At 44.4% G+C, this 23,405-nt stretch carries 25 protein-coding genes, 1 tRNA gene and 1 other RNA gene; 9 read left to right on the forward strand and 18 right to left on the reverse strand.

Annotation, left to right across the window (positions count from 1 at the left end; translation table 11 throughout):
- Positions 1-281 precede the first annotated feature (281 nt).
- The 3 genes from BLHYD_RS15110 to BLHYD_RS15120 form a co-directional block, all read right to left on the reverse strand.
- Positions 282-989, reverse strand: coding sequence for a CvpA family protein (locus BLHYD_RS15110; protein WP_005952052.1), 708 nt, complete (start codon positions 987-989; stop codon positions 282-284).
- 15 nt (positions 990-1,004) lie between these two features.
- Positions 1,005-2,192, reverse strand: coding sequence for a DUF5711 family protein (locus BLHYD_RS15115; protein ID WP_242648413.1), 1,188 nt, complete (start codon positions 2,190-2,192; stop codon positions 1,005-1,007).
- Positions 2,193-2,327: 135 nt separating this feature from the next.
- Entirely contained in the window at positions 2,328-3,566 is a 1,239-nt protein-coding gene (locus tag BLHYD_RS15120; protein WP_005952054.1) for a LysM peptidoglycan-binding domain-containing protein, read from the reverse strand.
- A 138-nt stretch (positions 3,567-3,704) separates the two neighbouring features.
- Between BLHYD_RS15120 and yyaC the strand changes: the two genes are divergently transcribed.
- Entirely contained in the window at positions 3,705-4,322 is a 618-nt protein-coding gene (gene yyaC / locus BLHYD_RS15125) for a spore protease YyaC (protein WP_005952055.1), read from the forward strand.
- Between the two features lie 256 nt (positions 4,323-4,578).
- On the opposite strand, the gene BLHYD_RS15130 is transcribed toward yyaC, so the two are convergent.
- The 8 genes from BLHYD_RS15130 to BLHYD_RS15165 form a co-directional block, all read right to left on the reverse strand.
- On the reverse strand, positions 4,579-5,517 hold the full coding sequence (locus BLHYD_RS15130) for a transketolase family protein (protein ID WP_005952056.1): 939 nt from the start codon (positions 5,515-5,517) through the stop codon (positions 4,579-4,581).
- Entirely contained in the window at positions 5,505-6,344 is an 840-nt protein-coding gene (locus BLHYD_RS15135; RefSeq protein WP_005952057.1) for a transketolase, read from the reverse strand. The genes BLHYD_RS15130 and BLHYD_RS15135 overlap by 13 nt, the downstream gene beginning before the upstream one ends.
- A gap of 26 nt (positions 6,345-6,370) precedes the next feature.
- On the reverse strand, positions 6,371-7,027 hold the full coding sequence (fsa, locus tag BLHYD_RS15140; RefSeq protein ID WP_005952058.1) for a fructose-6-phosphate aldolase: 657 nt from the start codon (positions 7,025-7,027) through the stop codon (positions 6,371-6,373).
- 224 nt (positions 7,028-7,251) lie between these two features.
- A complete protein-coding gene (locus BLHYD_RS15145) occupies positions 7,252-8,358 on the reverse strand; it encodes a LacI family DNA-binding transcriptional regulator (RefSeq protein ID WP_005952059.1) in 1,107 nt (368 codons plus the stop codon).
- Positions 8,359-8,373: 15 nt separating this feature from the next.
- Positions 8,374-8,973: a recombination mediator RecR gene (gene recR, locus BLHYD_RS15150; protein ID WP_021845597.1), complete on the reverse strand. Its 600-nt coding sequence runs from the start codon at positions 8,971-8,973 to the stop codon at positions 8,374-8,376.
- Positions 8,974-9,025: 52 nt separating this feature from the next.
- Positions 9,026-9,373, reverse strand: a complete 348-nt coding sequence (locus BLHYD_RS15155; RefSeq protein WP_005952061.1) for a YbaB/EbfC family nucleoid-associated protein — start codon at positions 9,371-9,373, stop codon at positions 9,026-9,028.
- Between the two features lie 65 nt (positions 9,374-9,438).
- On the reverse strand, positions 9,439-11,043 hold the full coding sequence (dnaX, locus tag BLHYD_RS15160; RefSeq protein WP_005952062.1) for a DNA polymerase III subunit gamma/tau: 1,605 nt from the start codon (positions 11,041-11,043) through the stop codon (positions 9,439-9,441).
- 20 nt (positions 11,044-11,063) lie between these two features.
- On the reverse strand, positions 11,064-12,146 hold the full coding sequence (locus BLHYD_RS15165; RefSeq protein WP_005952063.1) for a 6-phosphofructokinase: 1,083 nt from the start codon (positions 12,144-12,146) through the stop codon (positions 11,064-11,066).
- 404 nt (positions 12,147-12,550) lie between these two features.
- On the opposite strand from BLHYD_RS15165, the gene ffs reads away from it, so the two are divergent.
- Positions 12,551-12,813, forward strand: an RNA gene (gene ffs / locus BLHYD_RS15170) — signal recognition particle sRNA large type.
- 19 nt (positions 12,814-12,832) lie between these two features.
- Here the strand turns inward: ffs and tadA are convergent.
- The gene (tadA, locus tag BLHYD_RS15175) at positions 12,833-13,315 is read right to left on the reverse strand and encodes a tRNA adenosine(34) deaminase TadA (RefSeq protein WP_021845599.1); all 483 of its coding nucleotides are present in this window, start codon (positions 13,313-13,315) and stop codon (positions 12,833-12,835) included.
- Positions 13,316-13,507: 192 nt separating this feature from the next.
- Between tadA and BLHYD_RS15180 the strand changes: the two genes are divergently transcribed.
- Positions 13,508-14,203: an anaerobic ribonucleoside-triphosphate reductase activating protein gene (locus BLHYD_RS15180; protein WP_005952066.1), complete on the forward strand. Its 696-nt coding sequence runs from the start codon at positions 13,508-13,510 to the stop codon at positions 14,201-14,203.
- Here BLHYD_RS15180 and BLHYD_RS15185 read toward each other — a convergent pair.
- Positions 14,162-15,166 carry a DUF6128 domain-containing protein gene (locus BLHYD_RS15185; protein WP_005952068.1) on the reverse strand — a complete coding sequence of 335 codons (1,005 nt, stop codon included), beginning with the start codon at positions 15,164-15,166 and terminating at the stop codon, positions 14,162-14,164. The two genes, BLHYD_RS15180 and BLHYD_RS15185, sit on opposite strands and share 42 nt — an antisense overlap.
- A 168-nt stretch (positions 15,167-15,334) precedes the next feature.
- On the opposite strand from BLHYD_RS15185, the gene BLHYD_RS15190 reads away from it, so the two are divergent.
- The 4 genes from BLHYD_RS15190 to BLHYD_RS15205 all read left to right on the forward strand — a co-directional run bounded on the left by BLHYD_RS15190 (position 15,335) and on the right by BLHYD_RS15205 (position 18,149).
- On the forward strand, positions 15,335-15,673 hold the full coding sequence (locus tag BLHYD_RS15190; protein ID WP_005952070.1) for a cyclic-di-AMP receptor: 339 nt from the start codon (positions 15,335-15,337) through the stop codon (positions 15,671-15,673).
- A gap of 233 nt (positions 15,674-15,906) precedes the next feature.
- Entirely contained in the window at positions 15,907-16,776 is an 870-nt protein-coding gene (locus BLHYD_RS15195) for a YitT family protein (RefSeq protein ID WP_005952072.1), read from the forward strand.
- Between the two features lie 241 nt (positions 16,777-17,017).
- Positions 17,018-17,091 (forward strand) — tRNA-Pro (locus BLHYD_RS15200).
- 272 nt (positions 17,092-17,363) lie between these two features.
- Positions 17,364-18,149 carry a DeoR/GlpR family DNA-binding transcription regulator gene (locus BLHYD_RS15205; protein ID WP_148391219.1) on the forward strand — a complete coding sequence of 262 codons (786 nt, stop codon included), beginning with the start codon at positions 17,364-17,366 and terminating at the stop codon, positions 18,147-18,149.
- 77 nt (positions 18,150-18,226) lie between these two features.
- Here the strand turns inward: BLHYD_RS15205 and BLHYD_RS15210 are convergent, their stop codons facing one another.
- The 4 genes from BLHYD_RS15210 to BLHYD_RS15225 are packed head-to-tail and all read right to left on the reverse strand — an operon-like array spanning position 18,227 to position 20,773.
- Positions 18,227-18,718: a PTS sugar transporter subunit IIB gene (locus tag BLHYD_RS15210; RefSeq protein ID WP_005952076.1), complete on the reverse strand. Its 492-nt coding sequence runs from the start codon at positions 18,716-18,718 to the stop codon at positions 18,227-18,229.
- Positions 18,719-18,733: 15 nt separating this feature from the next.
- Entirely contained in the window at positions 18,734-19,501 is a 768-nt protein-coding gene (locus tag BLHYD_RS15215; RefSeq protein ID WP_040350900.1) for a PTS system mannose/fructose/sorbose family transporter subunit IID, read from the reverse strand.
- A gap of 20 nt (positions 19,502-19,521) precedes the next feature.
- Complete coding sequence (locus BLHYD_RS15220; protein ID WP_005952080.1) at positions 19,522-20,322, reverse strand: PTS sugar transporter subunit IIC; 801 nt, start codon at positions 20,320-20,322, stop codon at positions 19,522-19,524.
- A 4-nt stretch (positions 20,323-20,326) separates the two neighbouring features.
- Entirely contained in the window at positions 20,327-20,773 is a 447-nt protein-coding gene (locus BLHYD_RS15225) for a PTS sugar transporter subunit IIA (protein WP_005952082.1), read from the reverse strand.
- A 359-nt stretch (positions 20,774-21,132) separates the two neighbouring features.
- On the opposite strand from BLHYD_RS15225, the gene BLHYD_RS15230 reads away from it, so the two are divergent.
- Complete coding sequence (locus BLHYD_RS15230; RefSeq protein ID WP_005952084.1) at positions 21,133-22,218, forward strand: pyridoxal phosphate-dependent aminotransferase; 1,086 nt, start codon at positions 21,133-21,135, stop codon at positions 22,216-22,218.
- Between the two features lie 188 nt (positions 22,219-22,406).
- Positions 22,407-22,640 (forward strand): hypothetical protein, encoded by a 234-nt coding sequence (locus tag BLHYD_RS15235; RefSeq protein WP_055164904.1) that lies wholly within the window; start codon positions 22,407-22,409, stop codon positions 22,638-22,640.
- A gap of 27 nt (positions 22,641-22,667) precedes the next feature.
- Here BLHYD_RS15235 and BLHYD_RS15240 read toward each other — a convergent pair whose 3' ends face one another.
- Positions 22,668-23,315 (reverse strand): DUF3786 domain-containing protein, encoded by a 648-nt coding sequence (locus tag BLHYD_RS15240; protein WP_005952375.1) that lies wholly within the window; start codon positions 23,313-23,315, stop codon positions 22,668-22,670.
- Between the last annotated feature and the right edge of the window lie 90 nt (positions 23,316-23,405).

The following is a 23,405-nucleotide window of genomic DNA, read 5'->3' on the forward strand; positions in this document are numbered from 1 at the left end:
CAATATGTTGACTTCGTCACGCCACAGCGCTGACTACTCCCTTATTTTGGAATGGTAACACGAATTTCACATTCTGTCAACCTTCAAGCTGCCCATAACGGCTATATTCAGCCATAACAGCTCGGATTAGCTGCTACGCAGCTTATATCACCGCATATGCGGCGAAATCCTCGCTTATGGCTAAACGCCATATACAAAGTATACAAAAAAATCTTCGTTTTCAAACAAGTTTGAACTCAGATTTTTGTAACTTTGTGCATGGCTGAATAGTTACCTAAAAATCACGCAGAATAAAAAATGCTCATAAATATTTTCACAAAAATATTTTGGTCATATAAAAAACCAAGCAGAGTATCTTTTTCTATCATCCTCAGACATTCCGCTCCAATCTGTGTATTACAGAAAACTGTAATCACCAAAAGACCAATCCAGATAAAAATAACACCTTTTACAATTCCCAGCAAAAGGCCCGCTAAACGGTTGACTCCACGTATAACCGGCAAATGGGTCACTAAATCCAATGCACAGACTATAATCTTCAAGACAATCACAGCTATAATATAGGATATGAGAAAACTGATTCCATTTGTGATAGCTGTTGCCAAATAATCCGCCAAATATCCCCCAAAGGTATCTACTGAGAGATATTTGTACACTTCTGCCGTATTATTCTCTTTCAGTCCTTCTTTCATAAATTCAGGAAGAGGCAGCTTGGCAATCACATTGTCTTCCGTGCCGCCTTCTGCCTCACCTTGCTCTGTTACATAATCCTGAATTCCGTTTTCACAGATTCCTCTCACCTTCTCATAAATCGGAGTCTGTGTTTTTACCACCTGGTTTACATAAGGATTAATCGTCCATACCAGAAAGATACTGAGGAACAAAAAAGAAATTCCCACTACTTCCCGCACAAAACCTCTTCGATATCCGGCATAACAGGAAAGTATAAGGACCAATACGGCTACAATTCCAAGCCATGTCCAGGTCATTTTTTCTCCTTTGTATTATGTGAATTTCAGTAAGTCAATTCCTGTATCTAAAATCAGCATATACCGATTGTATCCCACCTTGAAGAAATCATTGATCGTCCCTTCATCGATGGTTCCATTATACCTTACCGCACCTTGATCTGTGATCACACAGACCTGTGAAGAATTGTTCATCACAACTTGACCATTGCTCATTCGAATATTCGTATAAGGAATGCTGAATGATCTCTCGAATTTTTTCTTGCCGCTGGTATTATAAACTTTCATGGTATATTTAGAATCTCCATTGGATTTAAACACCAGCCCGATATTATTTTCATCATAAAAAGTACTGACAATTTCCTGCTTTACTTTGACATTCGCAGCCTCTTTGGGAATCTGTTTTCCAGTGTAGATACTGAATCCATCATCCCGGAAAGCCACCGCTGTATCCTTATCTAGATAGGCCACCTGCGGAATCACGACGTCATCGTAGGTAAATCCGCTCACAATATTATCTACCTTGTTCTGTCCTACTGTGCCAAAATTGTAAAATGCGACGTAACTTTTCGTGCTGCTTCCCTCCACAAACTGATAGGTTACCATAATCAAGAGGCCATCTTCCGACACAGACAAATCCAGCGGATACCCAGGTTCGTCCACACGGGTTTGGTTCTCAGCGATCATGCTGCCATCTGCGGCGTAGAAGTTAATCCAAGTATCCTCACCGCCATCCAAAATTGCAGCTACCACACCTTGTTTCGCAACTCTGGCTTTGACAATATTATAGGATGTCGTCACGCTCCCCGTCTGCCCTTCCTCATCGACAATCACCATGCTAGTTCCACCCTGGTCAGCAATCACTGCGGTTCCGTCACAGACATCTACCACAGGACTTTGCATCTCATAATCCACTTCCCAAAGTGTCTGAAGCTCTGTATCCACCAAAGAAGCACCTTCCCCGCGGTATCTGAGTATATTATCACCCAACTCCATATATTTCGTGGATGCTGTATCTTCCTGGTCAGAGCTGCTCACCACTTTATAACTATGAAAGGTTCTGCGCTGGATAAACACGATCACAGCTGCCGCTGCCGCTGCGATAATGGCCAGCGTAATCAACATCCGCATCACGTTTTTCCTTTTATGAAGCGCCAGCTTTTTATGATAATCCATATTATTGGATTTCTTTGAGATTGTCACCGGAATGATCTGCTTTTTCATCTTCTTACCCTCTGTATCCTTAGGTGTTTGACTCATCACTACCCCTTACCTTTGTATGTCATATTTTCAGTATCTCCTCAGCATTACTCGCCCATTATAACACATCCTATCGCGTGAGCACAATAAGCATACCTTTTATGGAAGCAAAATTGTCTGCCCAGGATATATGATATCATCTTCTGAAATTCCATTCAATCGGCAAATCTCACTGATTTCGCTCATATCCCCGTAACGCTGAATACTAATCTTAAACAGAGTATCCCCTGGACGTATCGTGTAGCTCTCATGGACTTCCCCGCTTGTCTTTTCATCCTTCTTCGCATCATCAGCTTCGTTTGGTTTCTCCTCCATATCTTGATCTTGTACCGTCTCAGACTTCTGCTTGTCCTCTTTTTCAGCTACTGTCGGTGTTGGTGTCTCCCCTGTCGTTTTCTCCTTATCTTTTTCCAGAATCGTCAGAGTCTCCTTTTCTGTATTATTTTCTTCCATAAGTTTTTCTGTAATCTTGGCATTCTCCTCAGGCTTCGGAGTCGCCGTCTTCGTCTCTGGCTGTACAGACACTTGCTTGGCTTGTCCAGATATTTGCTGCATCTTATCATATCTGTTCACAAAATTCACTCCTACCGCCAAGACGGCCAAAGCCAGACACGCACTGGCCGCATACATGACCGCCGACATTTTCTTTTGTTCCTCCGATGCTCTCTTTTCCTGCTTCCGTCTGACCTTGCTTCGGAAGGTCAGAACTGCATCGTCCGTGACCTTCTCACGGCTGTCCGACTCCTGTTCCTGGTTCATCGCGATCATGTACTCCTGCATCATAGGATTCTTTTCATAGTAGACATAGTATCCTAACTGCTTTGCCATATGTCCATTTTCATATCGAAAAAAAGCCTCTTCTTTCTCCTGAGGCTCCATCAAAAACAGTACTTTATCATTTCCTCCAAAGGAATTCATATGTGTCCGATAAATCACGTCCGTCACTTCCATCGAAATCTGAGGCGCGCTGAAGAACCAGCCTACTACCTCTTGTCCAGGAAAGTACTCTTCCATCTGCTCATTCACTTTTCCCCAGACTTCATCTGAAAAATTCAGATGTTCCGGCGAAATGTCCATCTCCTGAACCTGCAAAGCACAGCGAATAAAAATGTAAGATGTTCCCTCCGCCCAATTGGACTGTCCTAGCAGCACTGCCAGCCTTCCCTTCATTGGCTGTTCTGCCGCAATTCTCCCCAAAAATGTATAGGCATAGTCCTCAATGTAAATCTTGTGTTCCTCACTGATTAAACCGATCTGTCTTATGTTTTTCGGAATATGGAAAAACTGTTCGTTTCCCTGGGCCTTGCATTTGTCTTCTTTATAAATGACTTCGATCATTTAACCATCACCCCTTCGGGGTAAGAATAGCATAGAGTTTCTGAAAATTTTAGCAAATTATAAGATCCATTTTCAAATATTTGGCGACAGATTCTGCATATTTTCCGTTTTTCTGGATATGATGAATCAGAGACAAAAATGAAAGCTTCGAGAAAGGCTGATAAATCTATGACCTTCTATGTCAACAGCAAGAAAAAAAGTGCTCCTAAAGAAATCGCCCAAGGAATTGCCGCCTGTATTTCCAGACACAAAACCGCCTGGGAAGAAATTGTGCTCCTCTGCATCGGAAGCGATCGAATCACCGGGGACTGCCTTGGCCCTTACGTGGGACATCAGCTCTCTGACTATGTCCTGGAAGGTCTAACTGTATATGGCACCATCCATCGCCCCGTTCACGCTCTGAACCTCTCCCGTGCTATACAGCTTATCAATAGACGGCATCCCCATGCACTGCTCATCGCAGTGGACGCCTCCTTAGGTACCCGCAGACACCTTGGTTATATCTCCATCGGAAACGGAGCACTCTATCCTGGTTCTGGAGTGCAAAAGGAGCTCCCCGCTGTGGGAGACATCTTTATCACCGGCATCGTAAATACATCTGGTTTTTTGGAGCAGATGACTCTTCAGACCACACGCCTCTCACAAGTAGTAACCCTAGGAGACTCCATTACCCAAGGCATTCTGATGGCTTTTTGCCACCCCTGCTCTTACGCAGCGACCGCCTCCTGTGCGACACGTTTATGTTTTAAGAAATAACTTTCACGCATTAGCTTAACAAGGTCTCTCCTATTAAAAAGAATCCTACTTGCAGGATTCTCCGCCTGCGGCGGGTGCAAAGCGCCATCTTCCACTCCGCCGCAGTGCAATCCACGCGGAGCGCTTGTATAATAGGAAAGGACTCTCATACATTAATGTAGCAATTTCCCCTATTACATAAAAAACCCCCGGCCACCCAGAACCTATAGTTCCAGGTCTGCCGGAGGATTCATCACTTTTATCTCCTGTATGGCCTCTACACAAATTCTTTAATCTGCCTGTAGATTCCCTCTGCATCCAATCCATATTTTTCCAACAGTTTCACAGCTGGGCCAGATTCACCGTACACATCATTGATGCCGATACGTTTCACTGGTACAGGAGCTTTTTCGCTGAGACACTCGCATACCGCACCGCCGAGTCCTCCAATGATGGAATGTTCCTCCACAGTCACCACTTTTCCTGTCTCTTTCGCAGCTGCGACAATTAAATCCTCATCCAGCGGCTTGATCGTATGGATATTGATTACCTTCGCATCAACTCCTTCTGCCGCCAGTCTCTGCGCCGCTTCCAAAGCCGGGGCTACACACAGACCAGTAGCCACGATAGTAAGATCTTTTCCTTCTCTTAAAACAATTCCTTTACCCAGCTCAAATTTGTAGTCTGGATTGTCGTTGATTACTGGCACTGCTAATCTTCCGAATCTCAAATACACAGGCCCTTTGTGCTCATAGGCTGCTTTCACAGCCGCTCTAGCCTCCACATCATCCGAAGGGCATACCACTACCATTCCTGGAATCGTCCTCATCAGCGCAAAGTCCTCGTTGCACTGATGTGTTGCTCCATCCTCACCTACAGAGATACCTCCGTGCGTCGCTCCAATTTTTACATTCAGCTTTGGATAACCGATCGAGTTACGAATCTGTTCATATGCTCTTCCTGCCGCAAACATGGCAAAAGTGCTGATAAACGGAACCTTTCCTGTTGTCGCGATTCCCGCACCGATTCCTGCCATATTGGACTCTGCGATTCCACAGTCAATATGTCTTTGTGGAAATGCTTTCTTAAAGACTCCTGTCTTGGTAGCAGCGGCTAAGTCAGCGTCCAAAACTACTAAATCCTCGTGTTCTTTTCCCAATTCCACCAGGGCATTTCCATAACTCTCTCTCGTAGCAATCTTCTTTACTTCTGACATAACGCTTCACCTACCTTCTCTAAATCTGCCATCGCAACAGCATACTGTTCATCATTCGGAGCAGTTCCATGCCAAGACGCCTGATTCTCCATGAAAGACACGCCTTTTCCCTTGACTGTCTTCATAACGATAGCCGTTGGCATTCCTTTTGTCTGTCTTGCCTCTGCAAAAGCCTCTCTCAGTTGGTCCATATCATTGCCGTCTTCCACCTCGATTACGTGGAAATTAAAAGCCTCAAATTTCTTTCCAATCGGATAAGGAGAGCATACTTGAGCGATGTCTCCGTCGATCTGCAAACCATTGTTATCCACGATCACAACTAGGTTGTCCAGTTTACGGTGTCCTGCCATCATAGCAGCTTCCCACACCTGTCCTTCCTGAATCTCTCCATCTCCCAGCAGAGTATATACACGATAGCTCTCATCGCTCAGCTTCGCGGAGATCGCCATTCCCACTGCTGCCGAGATTCCTTGTCCCAGAGAACCACTGGACATATCCACACCCGGAATATGTTTCATGTCTGGATGTCCCTGCAGATAAGACCCTAAATGACGCAGTGTCAAAAGGTCCTCCTTGGGAAAATAGCCTCTCTGGGCCAGCGCAGCGTACAGCCCTGGAGCCGTATGCCCTTTAGACAGTACAAAACGGTCTCTGTCTGCTTTTTTCGGGTCCTTAGGGTCTATATTCATTTCTTCAAAATACAAATATGTAAAAACATCAGCCGCCGAAAGGGAACCACCCGGATGTCCCGCCTTTGCCGCGTGTACCGCGGAGACGATACCCTTGCGTACCTCATTGGCAGTCTTCTGAAGCTCAAGTGTATTCATACTTTTTTCCACCTTTTCTCTATATTTTATTTATCACCAAAAACAGCCAAATAATCTTGCTTGAATTTCTCAATTCCAGCCGTCGTCAACGGATGATTAATCATCTGCTCAATTACCTTGTATGGTACAGTCGCAATATCAGCACCTGCTGCCGCACAAGCTGTCACATGCATTGGATGGCGAACGCTGGCAGCGATAATCTCCGTGGGAATATCCGCCACAGCAAAAATCTCGGCAATCTGGCGAACCAGCTCTACGCCGTCCACAGAGATATCATCCAATCTTCCCAGGAATGGAGATACGTAAGTAGCACCTGCTCTCGCGGCTAACAGCGCCTGGTTCGGCGTAAAAATCAAAGTCACATTTGTCTTGATGCCCTCTGCGCTGAGCACTTTCACAGCTTTCAGCCCTTCCGCCGTCATCGGAATCTTTACAACCATATTGGGGTGAATTGCTGCAATCGCACGCCCCTCTGTGATCATTCCTTCTGCATCTGTCGTCGTAGCTTTTACTTCACCGCTGATCGGTCCATCCACGATGGAAGTAATCTCCTTGATTACCTCTTCAAACACTCTACCCTCTTTCGCGATCAATGATGGGTTCGTAGTCACTCCGCAGATCACACCCATATCGTTTGCTTTTTTGATATCCTCGACCTTTGCGGTGTCAATAAAAAACTTCATTGTTTCGTACCTCCCTGGATTGTATTCTAACGTTTTTTGATAGTTAGATTATAACACCGATTTTGGTAAGTTCAAGACCGTCTAATATTATTAATAATTTTATTTACTAATAACAGTCTTTTTTATTAATACTCTCTGCATAAGCAATCATCATTTTGCTGCTGTTCTAGCTATTTTCAAGGTTTTTAAATTTATATTATTATTAATACTTTTATATTTTATGTTTAATTATTTTTCTTTTTGTGTTTTTTTACCTTCACATATCCCGTGGTCTTGCGCACAATCAATCTCGGCTGATATTCCACATTATAAAGACTCGTGGGCTGAAGCTCTTCACAGTCGCTGACAGCGGCGGTAATTTTTCTCAGGATAATGTCCCCCGCATCCCGCCCTTTAGATACCACAAAGTGTTCAATCGTGGTCAATGCCATTCGGTGAATACCTGAATAAAAGATATTGTCACATCCGATCACAGACACATCCGCTGGAACTTTCTTTCTCTCTTCCTGCAGAGCATCTATGGCACCAAAGGCCATCATATCGTTCTGGCCTGCGATAGCTGTGAAATTTTTCCCTTCCCGAAGCAGTTCCTTCGTGAGCTGATATCCCATGGTGTACTCTGAATCCATCCTAGGTATCACCGTATCCACTGCCGGGTCTGCCGATCGAATCAACACATGCTCTCTCAGTCCTTCTTTTGCAAATTCTTCGACAAATCCTTCCACTCTCATGGTTCGCTGCCACTGTCTACGCGTCAGCGGCGGTGATATAAAAGCTACGTCCTTATGCCCCAGCTCTAACAGGTGTCTGGCCATCATCCGCCCCACAACCGTATTGTCCTGATTAATCGCATCCATAGTCGTGGTCTTTTCTTTATTGCTGATCACCACCAGCGGAATCTTTTTGGATAACTCCTGCACATCCTCCTGAAGCTCAGGACTCGGATTGCAGGCATAGATGATTCCCTGAGGAGCGATCGTGCGCACCAGGCGCAGATATCTCTCCTCCTGCTTCGGGTCCCTCTGCGTGTTACAGATAAAAATCCCATAGTCCTGATTCTTTGCCGCACTCTCAATCCCTTGAATCAGCATACTGTAATAAGGACTAGTCAGGGTCGGACAAAAAACCACAATCAGCTTCTCAGATCTAGAAGCCCTTCGATTTTTTCTGCCCGGAGACTGATACCCTAGAACCTCCGCTGCTCTTTCTACTTTCTGTATCGTTTCCTTGGAGAAAGAAACATTATATTTTTTGTTCAGAACCATCGACACTGTGGCCTGAGAGACCCCCGCTGCCTTAGCCACGTCAACAGAAGTAATCTTTTTCTTCACCAGCCGTCACCTTTCCTACAATTCCACTCGCCCTTCCAATGCTCGCAGAAGAGTCACCTCATCAATATACTCCAAGTCTCCTCCGACTGGTACACCGCTGGCAATACGGCTCACCTTAATACCCGTGGGCTTAATCAGCTTACTGATATACATCGCCGTAGTCTCCCCCTCAAGACTGGAATTCGTGGCTACAATCACCTCTTTAACCTCCTCCGACTGAAGACGCTGCATCAATTCCTTCAACTTGATATCATCAGGACCAATGCCTAACATCGGCGAGATCGCACCATGAAGAACATGGTACACGCCCTCGAATTTTCCAGTCTTCTCATAAGCAGCCAAATCCCTGGTATTCTCCACAACCATGATCGTCGAGTGATCTCTCTTGGGATTGCCACAGATAGGACACAATTCCTTGTCAGTCAAAGTATAGCAGCACTTACAGTACTGCACATGCTCTTTCGCATCATGGATAGCCTGCACCAATTGCTCCACCTGGTCCCCTGGCATATTCATAATGTGAAAGGCCAAGCGCTGCGCTGATTTATTGCCAATTCCCGGCAGGCTAGATAACTGCTCAATCAACCTGCTGATATAACTGCTGTAATAGTCCACGCCCATTCTCCTCGTCTTTTCGTTACTCTATTGTCCCTCTACCCGTAGTCACTTAAAACGGCAGATTTCCCAGGCCCCCGGTGAGCTTAGACATCACAGAGCTGGAGTCTTCCTCCATCTTGCGCAGTGCCTCGTTGGTAGCAGCTATAATCAAGTCTTCCAGCATTTCTATATCGTCAGGGTCCACTACTTCCTCCGACAGCTTCACCTTTGTGACTTCTTTTTTCCCGCTGACTGTGACCTCCACAGCTCCACCTCCGGCCGCGGCCGTATACTCCTTCTCTTCTAGAGCTTTCTGACTCTCCTCCATCTGTTTTTGCATCTTTTGGGCCTGCTTCATCAGGTTATTCATATTTCCAGGCATCCCCATTCCTCCTGGAAATCCTCCACGTCTTGCCATTTTCTCATCCTCCTAATTTGTTTTGCTCTCTGAAAAGTCACCAACATTTCGAGAGCTCTTCTTTTTCAATCATCTAAAAGGGTGTCGGGATCTTCCTCAATCACCACATCCATGTTAATGTTCTCTCTCATCGCCTGGTCTACCGTCAGTTCTGCCAGAGCATGGTTTTGGTGTCCTCCCGCCATTAGCATCTGAATCTCTACTCTTTTCCCTGTGCGTCCTTCTATAATCTGTTGAAGTTCCTGGGCATACTGGGGCTCATCTACATAAGGCTGAGCTAAAAAATCCTGGAACTCCACATAGAGAATGGACTCCCCTGTCTCCCCGTTGTATTTAGGCACAGACTTTCGCAGCATTTGTTTGAAAAGCCCTGTCGTCTCCGCGATCATGCTGCTCCATCCAGACATAATCTTCTTCAGATCTTCTGGGGCGGCTTTTGCCGGCTCCTGCTTCTTCACAGATTGAGCTTGGTTCTCCTCGGAAGGCTGAGTCATAATTACCTGCTGCACTGCCGGCCTCTCCTCCATCTGCTTCTCCAAAACCCGGATACGGTCCAAGACGGAATCTAAGTTCGTCTCCATTGCCGGCCGGCACAGCTTAATCAGCGCAATCTCCACCAAAACTCTCTTCTGAGTACCATAGCGAAGCTGATTGGAGAGTTCTGAAAATACACGGATGTACCTCATCAGTGTCTCCACATCCACCATCTTACTCTCCTCTTGCAGTTGAAGCAGGTTTTCTGAGGAAACGTCTATGACTTCTTCTGCGTTTTCTGAAGTTTTCACCAACAGTAGATTTCTCATATACCAGGTAAAATCCGCCACAAACTGGCCTAACTCTCTTCCCTGTATCACCAGATTCTCCAACGTCTGAATCGCTTGCGTGACTTTTCCATCTATCACCTGTCTGAGCAGCTTACTGAAAGTCTCCGTGTCTACAGCTCCGAGAACGTCCAACACTTTGTCATAAGTCAGCTCCTGTCCTAAATAAAAAGCAATGCATTGATCTAGCAGACTCAGCGCGTCACGCATAGAACCGTCTGCGGCCTTGGCCACATAGCGAATGGCTTTTTCCTGAACCTGTATCTGTTCTTTATCCATAAGATCCTGTAGTCTCTTTGAAATCGTCTCGATGGATATTCTTCGAAAATCATATCTTTGACATCTCGAGAGAATTGTGATGGGGATCTTATGCGCTTCTGTGGTCGCTAAGATGAAGATTACATAAGAAGGAGGTTCCTCTAAAGTCTTCAATAACGCATTAAACGCGCCTGTGGACAGCATATGAACCTCGTCGATGATATAGACCTTATACCGGCCCTGCGTAGGGCGGTACGCAACTTCCTCCCGAATCTCCCGAATATTGTCCACACCATTGTTAGATGCCGCGTCAATCTCTATGACATTCATGGAAGTTCCAGCCTGAATAGCCCTGCAGGTCTCACACTCATTGCATGGACTTCCGTCCACGGGATGCTCGCAATTCACCGCCTTAGCCAATATCTTAGCCACTGTTGTCTTTCCTGTGCCGCGTGTTCCGCAAAACAGGTACGCATGTCCAATTCGGTCGGCCTTTATTTGATTTGTCAATGTTGTAACAATGTGTTCCTGGCCTTTGACATCTGAAAAATTATCCGGCCGGAATTTTCGATATAGAGCGGTATAGCTCATGGAATTACTCCTATTCCTAGTTAGTCACCAAAACTGATGCCGATTTGTTTCGCCGCTTTCACTGTCTGATCTTTCGGTGATACCATTTTTAGTTTGCCCGCACAGTCTGCCAGAGGAATTCTCTTCACTTTGTCATTGACGATTCCGATCATGATGCCGTACTCCTCATCCATAATCGCCTCGGCTGCCCCTGCCCCGATTCTGGTCGACAACACACGGTCATACGCGCAGGGTGCTCCTCCTCTCTGGGTATGGCCCGGCACCGTAATTCTCACCTCATTACCAGTCTCTTTTGAAATTTTGTCGGCAATTTCATAGGATACCGACGGATACTTCTTCGCGCGCTCGGCAAGCTTTTCTTTGTATTTTTTCTTCGGCAGCTTCGCATCCTCTTTCGAGATTGCTCCCTCTGCCACGGCCAAAATCGTAAAGCGTTTCCCCGCCTTTGAACGCCGTTCAATGGCTGCGATCACCTTTTTAATGTCGTAAGGAATCTCTGGAATCAGGATGATATCTGCCCCGCCCGCAATACCTGCGTGGAGAGTCAGACTTCCCACCTTGTGTCCCATGACTTCCACAATAAACACTCTTCCGTGAGATGCCGCCGTAGTATGAATGCAGTCAATCGCATTTGTGGCAATGTTGACCGCGCTTTGGAATCCAAACGTCATATCCGTCCCGTATATATCGTTGTCAATCGTCTTCGGAAGGTGAATGATATTCAATCCCTCTTCGCGGAGCAGATTTGCAGTCTTCTGCGTTCCATTTCCACCTAAAATAATCAGGCAGTCCAGGCACAGCTTATAATATGTCTGCTTCATCGCAGCCACTTTGTCTATTCCTTTCTCGTCCGGTACTCTCATTAACTTAAAAGGCTGTCTGGATGTTCCCAGGATCGTACCTCCTTGTGTCAGAATGCCTGAAAAATCTTTGGACGTTAGCATACGATATTTTCCATAGATCAGCCCTTTATATCCATCATCAAAGCCATAAATCTCAAGCTCATCGATGGAATTGGTTAATCCCTTTACCACGCCCCGCATGGTAGCATTCAATGCCTGACAGTCTCCTCCGCTTGTCAGCATTCCGATTCTTTTAATCATATTGCATCCCACCTTTACTTAATCTGTAATTTTGTCGCTCTCTTATTATATAATATTTCCTTTTCCTTCACAATACCTTGTAACTATTCAACCTTGTGACTCCAAACAAAGTGGACAAGCCCACTTCAACTCCCCTTCCCTCAATCTTTGAGGGGTGCAGCCCACTTTACGCGCCGTCACAACACCATCTTGCGGTGTGCGCATCCTTGACGGAGTGTTTATGTTATAGGAAAGGGCTTTCACGCATTAGCGTAAACATGTCTTTTCCATAACAGAACACAACTCCAGCGCAAGCTTGCTTACAGAGGAGTTTTGATCTTATTAGGCATATGGCTGAATAGTTGCCAGGACCTTCTCTATACAAAATCATTGACAAATTCCTCTCTTCCAGCTATAATTATGAACTGCGCAGCCGGGGAGTTAGCGGTGCCCTGAACCTGCAATCCGCTATAGCAGGGGTGATGCCAATCTGAGGCTCGTCTTTTTGTGGAGCTGCCCTTTATAAGTGGCGTTGACGTTTGGGTCTTACGCAATAGGTCTCTGTGAACCGTGTCAGATCAGGAATGAAGCAGCACTAAGCAGAATCGCCTGTGTGCCGTGAGGGTGCCTGGACTGAGTTAACTGTAGAGGTAACGTCCATGGGAGCTTGTCGAAGTGCGGCGCGCAAAAAGAGAAAACTCGGCACCCTAAAGGGTGTCTTTTTTTTGTTCCTTTTTTCTTTTTCGGAGCTCTCTGAAAAAATCACTCAAGAGGGCAGAGCATTCTTCCTGCAAAATCCCTCTCGTTATTTTAACCTGGTGGTTAAACTGGGGAATATCCAGTAAATTCAGCACAGACCCCGCACATCCCGCTTTGGGATTCATGCTGCCAATCACCACCTCATCAATCCTCGCCTGCACAATCGCACCTGCACACATTTGGCAGGGTTCTAGCGTGACATACATGGTACACCCTTCCAATCTCCAGTCTCCCAGCTTTTTACTGGCCTTTTTAATTGCGTTTAATTCTGCATGAGACAAGGTATTTCTATCCGTATTCCGGCGGTTATAGCCTCTAGCGATAATTTTCCCGTCGAAGACAATCACACAGCCTATCGGCACCTCATCCAGCGCCCACGCTTTCTTCGCCTGCCGGATTGCTTCTCTCATATATTTTTCCTGTTCTGTCATCTGCCTATCCTCCCCTGCTATTATATGGGAAAACCGTCTATATTGACAAGGGGGCCTTGCAAAATCCATACATAGGAACTAGAATAGAGTTACTGTTCACTCACTTGTAATTCATGAGCAGTAACATGCTTCGCGATACACACAAGACGAAAGCAGTGTCCGACACCATCTGAAACGAAAGGAGCTACATATATGAAGATTTGCGGTCTGAATAAAACCACACTCCTAGATTATCCTGGGAAAGTAGCCGCGACAGTTTTTCTTGGGGGCTGCAATTTCCGCTGTCCATTTTGTCACAACAGCTCTCTGGTACTGCATGAAAATCAGCAGCCGGAAATATCTCAGGAAGATGTTTTAAATTTTCTCAAAAAAAGAAGGGGGATTCTGGACGGTGTATGCATCACCGGCGGAGAACCCACCTTGCAAAAAGCTTTGCCTGATTTCCTAAGTCAAATCAAGGAACTCGGCTACCATATAAAATTAGACACTAATGGTTCCCACCCTCAGATCATCAAGACACTCTGGGAAAGCCATTTGATCGACAAAGTCGCCATGGATATCAAAACCTCTAAGGCTTCCTATCCCTTGCTCACAGGTCTGGATTACGTAAATCTAGAGGATATCTGCGAATCTATCGAATTTCTCATGTCCTGTGGAATCGACTATGAGTTCCGCACCACTGTCGTCCGAGAGCTACACCAGTCTAAAGATTTCCTCTCCATCAGCCAGTGGCTGGCCGGGGCAAAAGCTTACTATCTGCAAGCCTACCAGGACTCGGAAGAAGTCATAACACCTGGATTTTCCAGCTACACAAGAACAGAATTGGAAGAATTTCGCAATATTCTATTAAGAACGATTCCCCTGGTCGAAATTCGGGGGATTGATTAGCCGGTACCAATATCCACCTTTTCCCGCGGGCAACTCCACGGCAGAACTCTGTTTAAAATGCGGAAAACCAAACATATTCGCCATAAACCGTTCCTGCTGGTCATACATCCCCGGAACTCCCAGCACATATTGACTACGCCCTCGAATCTTACCGACAATCAGATATCCAAAGTGGTAGTATCCATACAGTAGAAAACGATTATTTTTTAAAACCCAGTCCCTTCGGTGCAAAACCGTAAACTGCTCCGGCTCGATCTTTCTACACTCTACGATTTCTCCATCCTCAAAAGGCTCAAACTTCTCTGCTGTGACTCCCGTCACGGTGACTCCCTCTTCCTCTTCTTCCTCATCTTTTTCCCAATCATCAGGTTCTGGAATTTTTCGGAGCACCGGAAGAATCTCTTCTTTCTCCGTCTCCAAATTCTCCTGGACTGCCTCAACCCGCACTGTTTCAGGCTGGACTGTCTCAGATCGCACCGCCTCCTGATTTTTTGCCTCTTCTTTTTGTGTCTGGCCTTCTGAGATTGTCCGTTCTACTTCCTCTGCGTATGTATCCGTGACCTCCTCTTGTCCTTCCTCTTGAAAATGTTCCGGCACAATCCCTAGATCATCCCACTCCGTACCGTAGAAGCCTCCGCCTTCCACCAGAAGCACCATTCCCCCAAAATCATTTAGGCTTTTTTGACTCCGCCCCATCCGGCCGTCCTGCACTTCAAATTCCCACTGGACTCCATCCGTCTGTGTCACACATTCCTTCAACAATATTCCTATCATTTTGTTTTCTCCCCGTACAAATCCGTAAATACGGCAAGGGAGCTGGCCTATAAGCCCTGGACACCGAAGATTGATCTGAAAGTCACAGACTTCTTCTTTATTTTCTACTCTTACAAATCCCCGGTTGTTTCCCTTTTTTTGTTTCTGGTATTCATAGACATACGCGACAAATCGCCGATACTTTGACATAAATACCTCTTTCCGGTTTATAAATCAATAAAATATATGCCTATATCTCGCGCTTAGAACCATTTTTAGCGTTTTTTAATACCAGTTCAATTTTTACAAATGCAGTTTTTATAAGCCGCAGATTATAATAAATATTATAATATCCATTAAAACAAGGGGAAACATATCATGAAACTAATCCTGGCAGTTCTCTGCAAAGAAGATAAATACGACACAATCGAGGCTCTCAACAAAAACGGCTTTTTTGTCACGGAGCTGGCTACCACTGGTGGATTTTTAAAACACAAAAATACCACACTCTTAATCGGAATCGAAAACGATCAGACCGATGAAGTTCTCCAAATCCTAAAGGAACAAGCTTCCCACCGAAAAACCGTCAAATACACTTCCACTCACTTAGAAAGTGGCAACATCTGTCCTGCTGCCAACTGTGCGGTCCCAGTAACTGTTGAGATGGGCGGCTGTACCGTATTTGTTCTAAGCATGGAGACTCTCGCGAAGTTTTAACCGCCTGGATAAAAGACCGAATGCCTCTCTTTACAAAAACTACAGACTATGGTACTGTATTTTATTAGGAGAACATGCGATAAAGGACAGAAAAATGCCAGGTGTACATTTAAAACTGAAAGAACAACCTAATAGACTATTTTACAGACCGCCTCGTCGGTCTGTTTTTTTTGCGCTTTACCATGCTAATGAAACATTACGTTTTTTGCTTATCACCAGAAAGGAGCTCGATCATGCCTCAGATCAAATTTAATCATCTGTTTCGAATCGGCCTGATATTGGCCGGTAATACCCTCTACGCCATTGGAGTGGTTATTTTTTTGCTTCCCAGCCATATTATCACAGGAGGCACCACGGGACTGGCCCTATTTTTCCATCACTATCTTGGAATCTCCGTCTCAGGTTTTGTCCTGGTCTTCAACTTGATTATGTTTATCCTAGGACTTTTCTTCTTGGGTAAAGCTTTCGCTCTCACTACTTTAATCAGTACCTTCTATTATCCGTTTATCCTGGGAATCTTTCAGAAAATACCTGCCTTGCAGACTATCACGCAGGACAAAATGATCTCTGCTGTCTTCGCAGGCCTTTTCATTGGAATCAGCATCGGAATGGTTATCCGTGCCGGGGCTTCCACCGGTGGAATGGACATACCGCCTTTAATCCTCAATAAAAAACTGGGATGGTCTGTCTCTGTAGTCCTCTACATCTTGGATTTTACTATTTTGCTTCTCCAAATGTTGTTCTCCAACACCGAGGAGATCCTCTACGGTCTCATTCTCGTGATGATTTATACCTTGGTACTAGATAAAGTTTTACTGATGGGTAGTTCTCAGACACAGGTAAAAATCATAAGTCAAAAATATCTCTCCATCAATGACGCCATCATCCACCGTTTAGACCGGGGTTCTACATTGATTCAGGCCGAGACAGGTTATCTAAACCATTCCTGTCCCGTGATACTCACGGTAATTTCTAACCGGGAACTTGTTCACCTGAATAAATTAGTGCTGGAAATCGATCCCCAGGCTTTCATGATTGTCAATAAAGTAAACGAGGTCCGCGGACCAGGGTTTACTGCCGATAAAATATACTTAAACAAATAAATTCGATTTCTGTCCCCAAATTTGTAACTATTCAGCCATAACTGCTACGCAGCTTATAATCCTCGCTTATGGCTAAGCACCATATGCCTGATAAGATCAAAACTCCTCTGCAAGCAAGCTTGCTCCGGATTTTTGCTTTTATCAGTCGCATAGTTGAATAGTTATAAAAAATTTTTTAAAGAATAACTATTTTTGCTTGACAAATCTCGCCAAACGCCATATAATAGCTAATGCACAACAGCGAAGCGTGGCTCAGTTTGGTAGAGCGCTGCGTTCGGGACGCAGAGGTCGCAAGTTCGAATCTTGTCGCTTCGATGATAAATAAGCACAAAAAAACACTGGTCTTCCAGTGTTTTTTTGTGTTCTAGGAAAGACCTTGCTACACTAATACACGAAAGCTCTTTCCTAGAACATAGACGCTCCGCGACAATTGCACTGCCTCATCAAATCATCAATCTCCTATTGATTTCTTCCTTCACAAAAACTATTTTTCTTGAATGTTTTCGTTCTCTATACGACGGATCTTGCTATATAACTTCCTATGTGTTATACTCGTGTTACATCTTGAAAAAAATAAGGAGATTTTCATGCCAAAAGAGATAAATAAAGAGATAGAATCCCAAATTTTAGATTATTTGAACGAACATGAGAAACTCTCAACTACGGATGCAGTGGAATTGTTCCAGCTGTCGGAATCCACCATTCGCCGAATGTTCACAAGACTAGAAAACCAAAAAAAAGTCGTGCGTGTCTACGGCGGTATCATTCTGGCAGAGCAGGATACCCATTACCGTTATGAGTTTGTGCGCCAAAAAAACAAAGAACAAAAGAGAGCCATTGGAAGATATGCAACAAAGCTGATAGACGGTAACGATTTTATCTTCATGGACTGTGGAACAACCACCGCCTACATGGCAAATGCTATTTCCACCGCCATCCGGGAACACCGTCTATCCAACAGTCTCCATGTGGTCACAAACTCTCTGATTAACTTGGAGATTCTCAATTCCTGCTGTAATGTAACTTTAGTGGGGGGAAAATTATTTGAAGAGCGCAAGAGCACCGCAGATGTACTGGCCATCAACTTTTTGTCCCAATTTCATTTCTCAAAGGCCTTCCTCGGGGCGGATGGAATGAGTTTTGAGCATGGATTTTCCACGGACAATATCTACACCTGTCAATTATCTCGGACAGCTATGCTGCTCTCTCAGAAGTCCTATGTACTTCTTGATTCATCAAAGATCGATCAGCCATCCTACGTCAATTACGGCGGCCTAGACGAAGTCACCGGAATTATCACCGATGACAAGATCACTTTAGAACAGCAGAAATTGTTCTTCAGCTATCCTCTTGAGCTGCACATTGCCCACTGAATAAGACCTGTTTTCTGCTGATACACCTCGGGAAAACCTCTCCTTGTATCACCGAAAACAGGCCTCTTTATTTCTTTTTAAAATTTCACTTTCCTCTTTGCCTCATCCCATTTCGTAGATTTGCTCTGCACGGTCTGTTGAAGATAGATTTCTGCACCTGCTGCATGAATTTCTTCCAGTTGCCGATACTCTTCCTGTGTAATCGTGATCGGGCCTTCTAGAACCTGTGCTCCCTTTCTCACGCCGGTTCCTCCAATCTGAAGGGATGTGAACTTTATTCCAGCTTGATAACACTCACAGGCCGTCTGAATATTCTTAAAGATCAACATGATCGTCTCCGTGCCAAACTCGTTTTTCTGATATTCTTTTATCGCTTCCTCTCTCGTATAGACGGAAAATTTAACACCCACTGGCACAGCTAGAAACAGAAGATCTCTCATCATCTCATTGTCTGCCGTCACTGTATCCACCACTACGATTTTCCCAGCATTGGATTTTCCAATCCATCCACTGGCGACCTGGCCATGAATCATACGATTATCAATCCTGGTTAACACTATTTTCCCCATACTTATCCCCTCTTCTTATGCGATAACTCCAACGGCACCTAACACAATGCCTATGACCATTGTTCCGTAAATAATTTTCAACACACTGACATTTTCCTTCTTACACAATGAGAAGATAATTAGGGTCGCAATCAAAGTAAGTAAATTCGGCATCAGTGCATCGAACAAATCAGACTGCAAAGCAAAGGAGACATCGCTGCTGCTAATCGTAATCGGACAAGTCACAGATACCAGAGAACTGATCATCCCTCCGATGACAAACATCCCCATAACTGTGAAGAATGACATAATCTTATTGATTAACCCACTTTGTACCAAATCCTTAATCGCTCTGTTACCAAGATTATACCCCATATGCATGAGAATATACGCTTGTGAATTGCACAGCAAAGCTCCCACTGCTATCACTACCAAAGGCGGCCACCACGCGCCAGACAAAGCATATGGACACATTAAAGCCAGCATAACCGGAACAATCGTCGCCCAGTTCAGAGTATCGCCCACCGCAGCCATTGGCGGAAATAACGCTGCCTTGGTCTCCGAGATCATCTCACTCTCAATAGGTACACCCTTTGCTTTTTGTTCTTCCATGGAGAGGAGAATTCCGACTGGCAGTGCCGCCGTCATATCTTCTGCGTTAAACAACTCAGAAGTTCTCTCCATTGCTTCATGAAGTCCTTCGCTATCATCTTTGTATATCTTCTTCAGGCAAGGAAGCATAGTCGCAACGATACCATTTGCCTGATACCTCTCATAACTGTTTCCATTCGAGTAAAAAGCCAACAGTCTGGTAGTCGCCCAATTTAAATCTCTTTTCCGAGAATTGCAGATTCTGAGACTGTGCTCTTCAAGTTGATGGACAGATGTTCTCCTTTATTTTGGCAGCGGAAATCAAACCACGCTAACATCACTGCTGCTACTGCAATCCCGATACCGCTGAGCCCTGAATAGGCTGCAAACACAAATCCACCGATAAAAAATGGCATGTAGCCTTTCTTTCCAATGGATGACGCCACAATGCATAACCCCACAATCGGCATGAGAGACGCCAATGCACCCAGTCCATTTTGTAACCATTCAGGCAAACCATCCACAAAAAAGCCAATGTTGCTGGCACCAAAGTAGAGTACCAGACTCATGGGAATCCAGTACAACACTATCTTAAATAAAGAAGGATAAATAATTGTGGAGAGCCACAATTTATTGTACTGTCTATTTTTAATGAATTTATCCGTCAAAGCATTCCAAAAGGAACCCACGGTCATACGTACATTGGTCAGCTGACTCATCACAAGCCCTACAGCCACCGCTACTGCCATTGCAGACTCAATATCCATACCGGAAGCAATAACTACAGATGCCGTAATGATTCCTGCCGCCGAATTATCATTCGTAATCACCCACCCGGCCTGCGTCTGTCCCAAAAACATTGGCTGAATCGTAGCACCAACAATCATCGCCGTGGGAACATCTCCCATCACAAGTCCCACCAACAAAGATGCAGTTAACGGTTGATAAAACAATAAGTTAATTGAATGCGGAAAAAAGCCCAGGAAACTGAACCAATAAAATCCGCCAAGTACCATCGCCTGCCACAACTCCATACTCCTACCCTCTCCTGTTATTCCATTTTTCAGAAATGTTTACGACTGCGTTTCTGCCCGATTCTGTCAAAATTGCAGCCAGTTCTTCCAGTTCATTTGTCTCCCTGTACTCAAGAGCTTCCAACACCATCCCCAAATTCACGCCTGCCACTGCACAAGTCTTAGAAGATGAATCACTGGCAGTTTTCGCAAGAAACTGATTGCACGGTGTGCCGCCGAACAAGTCTACCAATACGATGCATCCCTTGGGAAAGATACGTGTAAGATCGGCCAGCTCGTTTCCCCAGGACTCTATATCGTCTGATTCTTCCAGACCTAAATAAGCCAGATTCGAACAGGAACCATAAACCATCGATACCGCCTCTGCCAATCCTCTGGAGACACTTCCATGACTACAGATGATTAGTCCAATCATATCCTTCTCCACTGTCCCTGAAACATAATGTATCATTTTCTGTCACCCCCCTTTAAAAAATAATGTTTTTTTATATTCAGATAATATATCATTTTCTTTCATTTGTCAATCTATTTCTGATTGTTTTATTCATTATTATGATTGTTTCTTTCTGCAGGTCGGTTCTTACCCTTTTAAAGCCGATGGCTCTCAACTTCTCCAAATATGTATTTTGATTTCCATGTCATTTTAGATTGTTTTAATCATTATTTTTTATTTATAAGTTTTTTTCATTCATTATATTGACAGAATCAATCATTTATATTATGATACAGTCATCAGATCAAGAATGCATGCATTTATTTTTCGAACTTCAAGTAACTATCTATACATTTTAAAGGCAAAGGAAGATCAAAATGAACAATCAACTATTTTCAGACTATGTCGGCATTACCAGGTATGCAGGCGTCCCTACCGAGCAGACAACAGGAAGACTGCATTACAATGAGAATTTATATGGACCCTCACCTCAATGCATGGAAACTTTGAACTCACTGACTCTGGAAGATATCAGTCTATATGAGTCCAATGAGAAAGATGAACTGCTGGAAGCGCTGTCTGCCGAGACTAAAATCCCTGTAGAGAACCTATTTTTAAACAATGGTTCTGCGGAAAACATCAAATCCATCCTCAGTGTATTTACAAAACGTGGAGACACTATCCTGCTGCCAGATCCAGGCTGGAGCTACTACACAGGTATCGCGAATTACAAATTTCTCAATATCGTCCTGTACAAAATCAAGGAAGGCAGTACCAAATGTTATCATGATGTCTCTCAAATCAAAGAACTGGCTTACGTCCACCAGCCAAAAGTAATTTTTATCACCACACCGGCCATGCCTACCGGCAATAAGATTTTTGATGAAGACCTGCTAGATATCATCCATTCTTTCCCTGACACACTGATTCTGGTAGACGAAGCTTATTTAGGATTTTCAGAGTATACTCTAGATCCTGTAAAAATCATCGAGACCTATGATAATGTAGTTTTTTCCCGTACATTCTCCAAATATTACGGTCTTGCCAACCTGCGTATCGGCTATGGCTTTGCCTCAACTGCACTGAAAAATATTCTGTGGCTGGACATGCCCCTTCACCGTCTGCCTCACGTCAACAAACGAATGGCAATAGCAGCACTTCAGGACAAAGAATACTACCTCGCCATCACTGAGGAACTCCTGAAAACCCGCGACCAATTTTCCGCCCGTCTAAACAACATAGAGAATGTAAAGGTATATGAATCTGACGCAAACTTTGTCTACGTCCGTTTGATCGGATATGACGTAGAAAAAATCAAAAAAATCACCGATGGTGCCGGATATCTGATACGAATATTTACCAGCAACAATGAAAAATATCTAAGAATCACCATCGGCACCAAAGAAATTATGGATGCTTTCACCGACGTTCTTGTGGAGGCCATTCTTGCTTCAAAACTGTAACACTCCTCCAATTACTACAAAAACCCCTTTTATTAGATTTTCATCTAACAAAAGGGGCTCTTCCATTCTTCTGAAAAAGCTGATCACTGTCTTTTTTTCTCATCATAATGTTCAATTTTCTCTTGACGGAATCGTAGATTTGAAATATTCTAGGAATACTAAATGTCATACAGAAAGGAAACCGCGCAATGATCAACCCTGCAAAGCTTTTACAGCTCAAACATCTCAAAGAACAGTTCGATTCCAACCATCCTAAATTTCACCGTTTTATGAAAGCCGCTTCCAAAAATGCCCTGAGAGAAGGTTCCGTGATTGAAATCTCTGTGACTTCCCCGGAGGGAAAAGAAATCTGTTCCAACTTAAAAGTTCAAAAATCTGATATTGAGCTTTTTGAGTCTCTCCAGGAATTGCTGAGACATTGATCTTCTCTGAAAATTCCAGGCGGCGCCTCACACTCCTTCTCTTGGCAGACCGGTCAGCCAGTGAGACGCAGTCTCTGCCAGTCCCGGAACACTCTCTGGATGAATCCACTGTGTGATATTACGGTCAAAAAGCATGTTCGCAGACGCCGGAAACTCCTCATCTCCATCCCAGAAAATCACTGTAATTTCTATAGTGGGGAAGGCTTGGAAAGTCACACTGACATCTCCATATTTCTCAAGTCTCCCTCCCAACACTTTCGCCCGCTCCTTAAATTTCTCAGGATGTCCTGAAAAAGTCTCCACAATCGGACGCAGAGCCAGTTTCTGATAGGCACCTTCAAAACAGGCCGCCTGACGAATCTCACGGAATGGGACTTTGTCCGTGCTCGGCATTGCTGTGTCTTGATAATAATACAGATGATGCATCATCAGCAATCGGTCACTCATTTCTAGAGGTGCTTCCTCTTCACAGGGTATAATCTGACCTGTTGTTCTGATCCATGCATATTTTTTATGAAAGTAAGGGATATAAATATTTTCCTCGTCAATATCTAGCAAGAGTTTTTCAGCGATTTTATAGTGATCTACCTTCAACAGTCTTTCCCTGAAATACTCATAGACCTTCTCATAATTAGAAATTGCATTCGCCGCCGTCAAATTTTTCTCCTCTCCCATCCCAACTCCTCCATTCTTATTCTTCCCATTTTTCGCTCTGCTTTAGAAGCCCCAAAATGCACCGCTCACCCGGAATTTTTTGCTTTTCTA

The organism is Blautia hydrogenotrophica DSM 10507 (assembly GCF_034356035.1).
GTDB classification, from domain to species: domain Bacteria; phylum Bacillota; class Clostridia; order Lachnospirales; family Lachnospiraceae; genus Blautia_A; species Blautia_A hydrogenotrophica.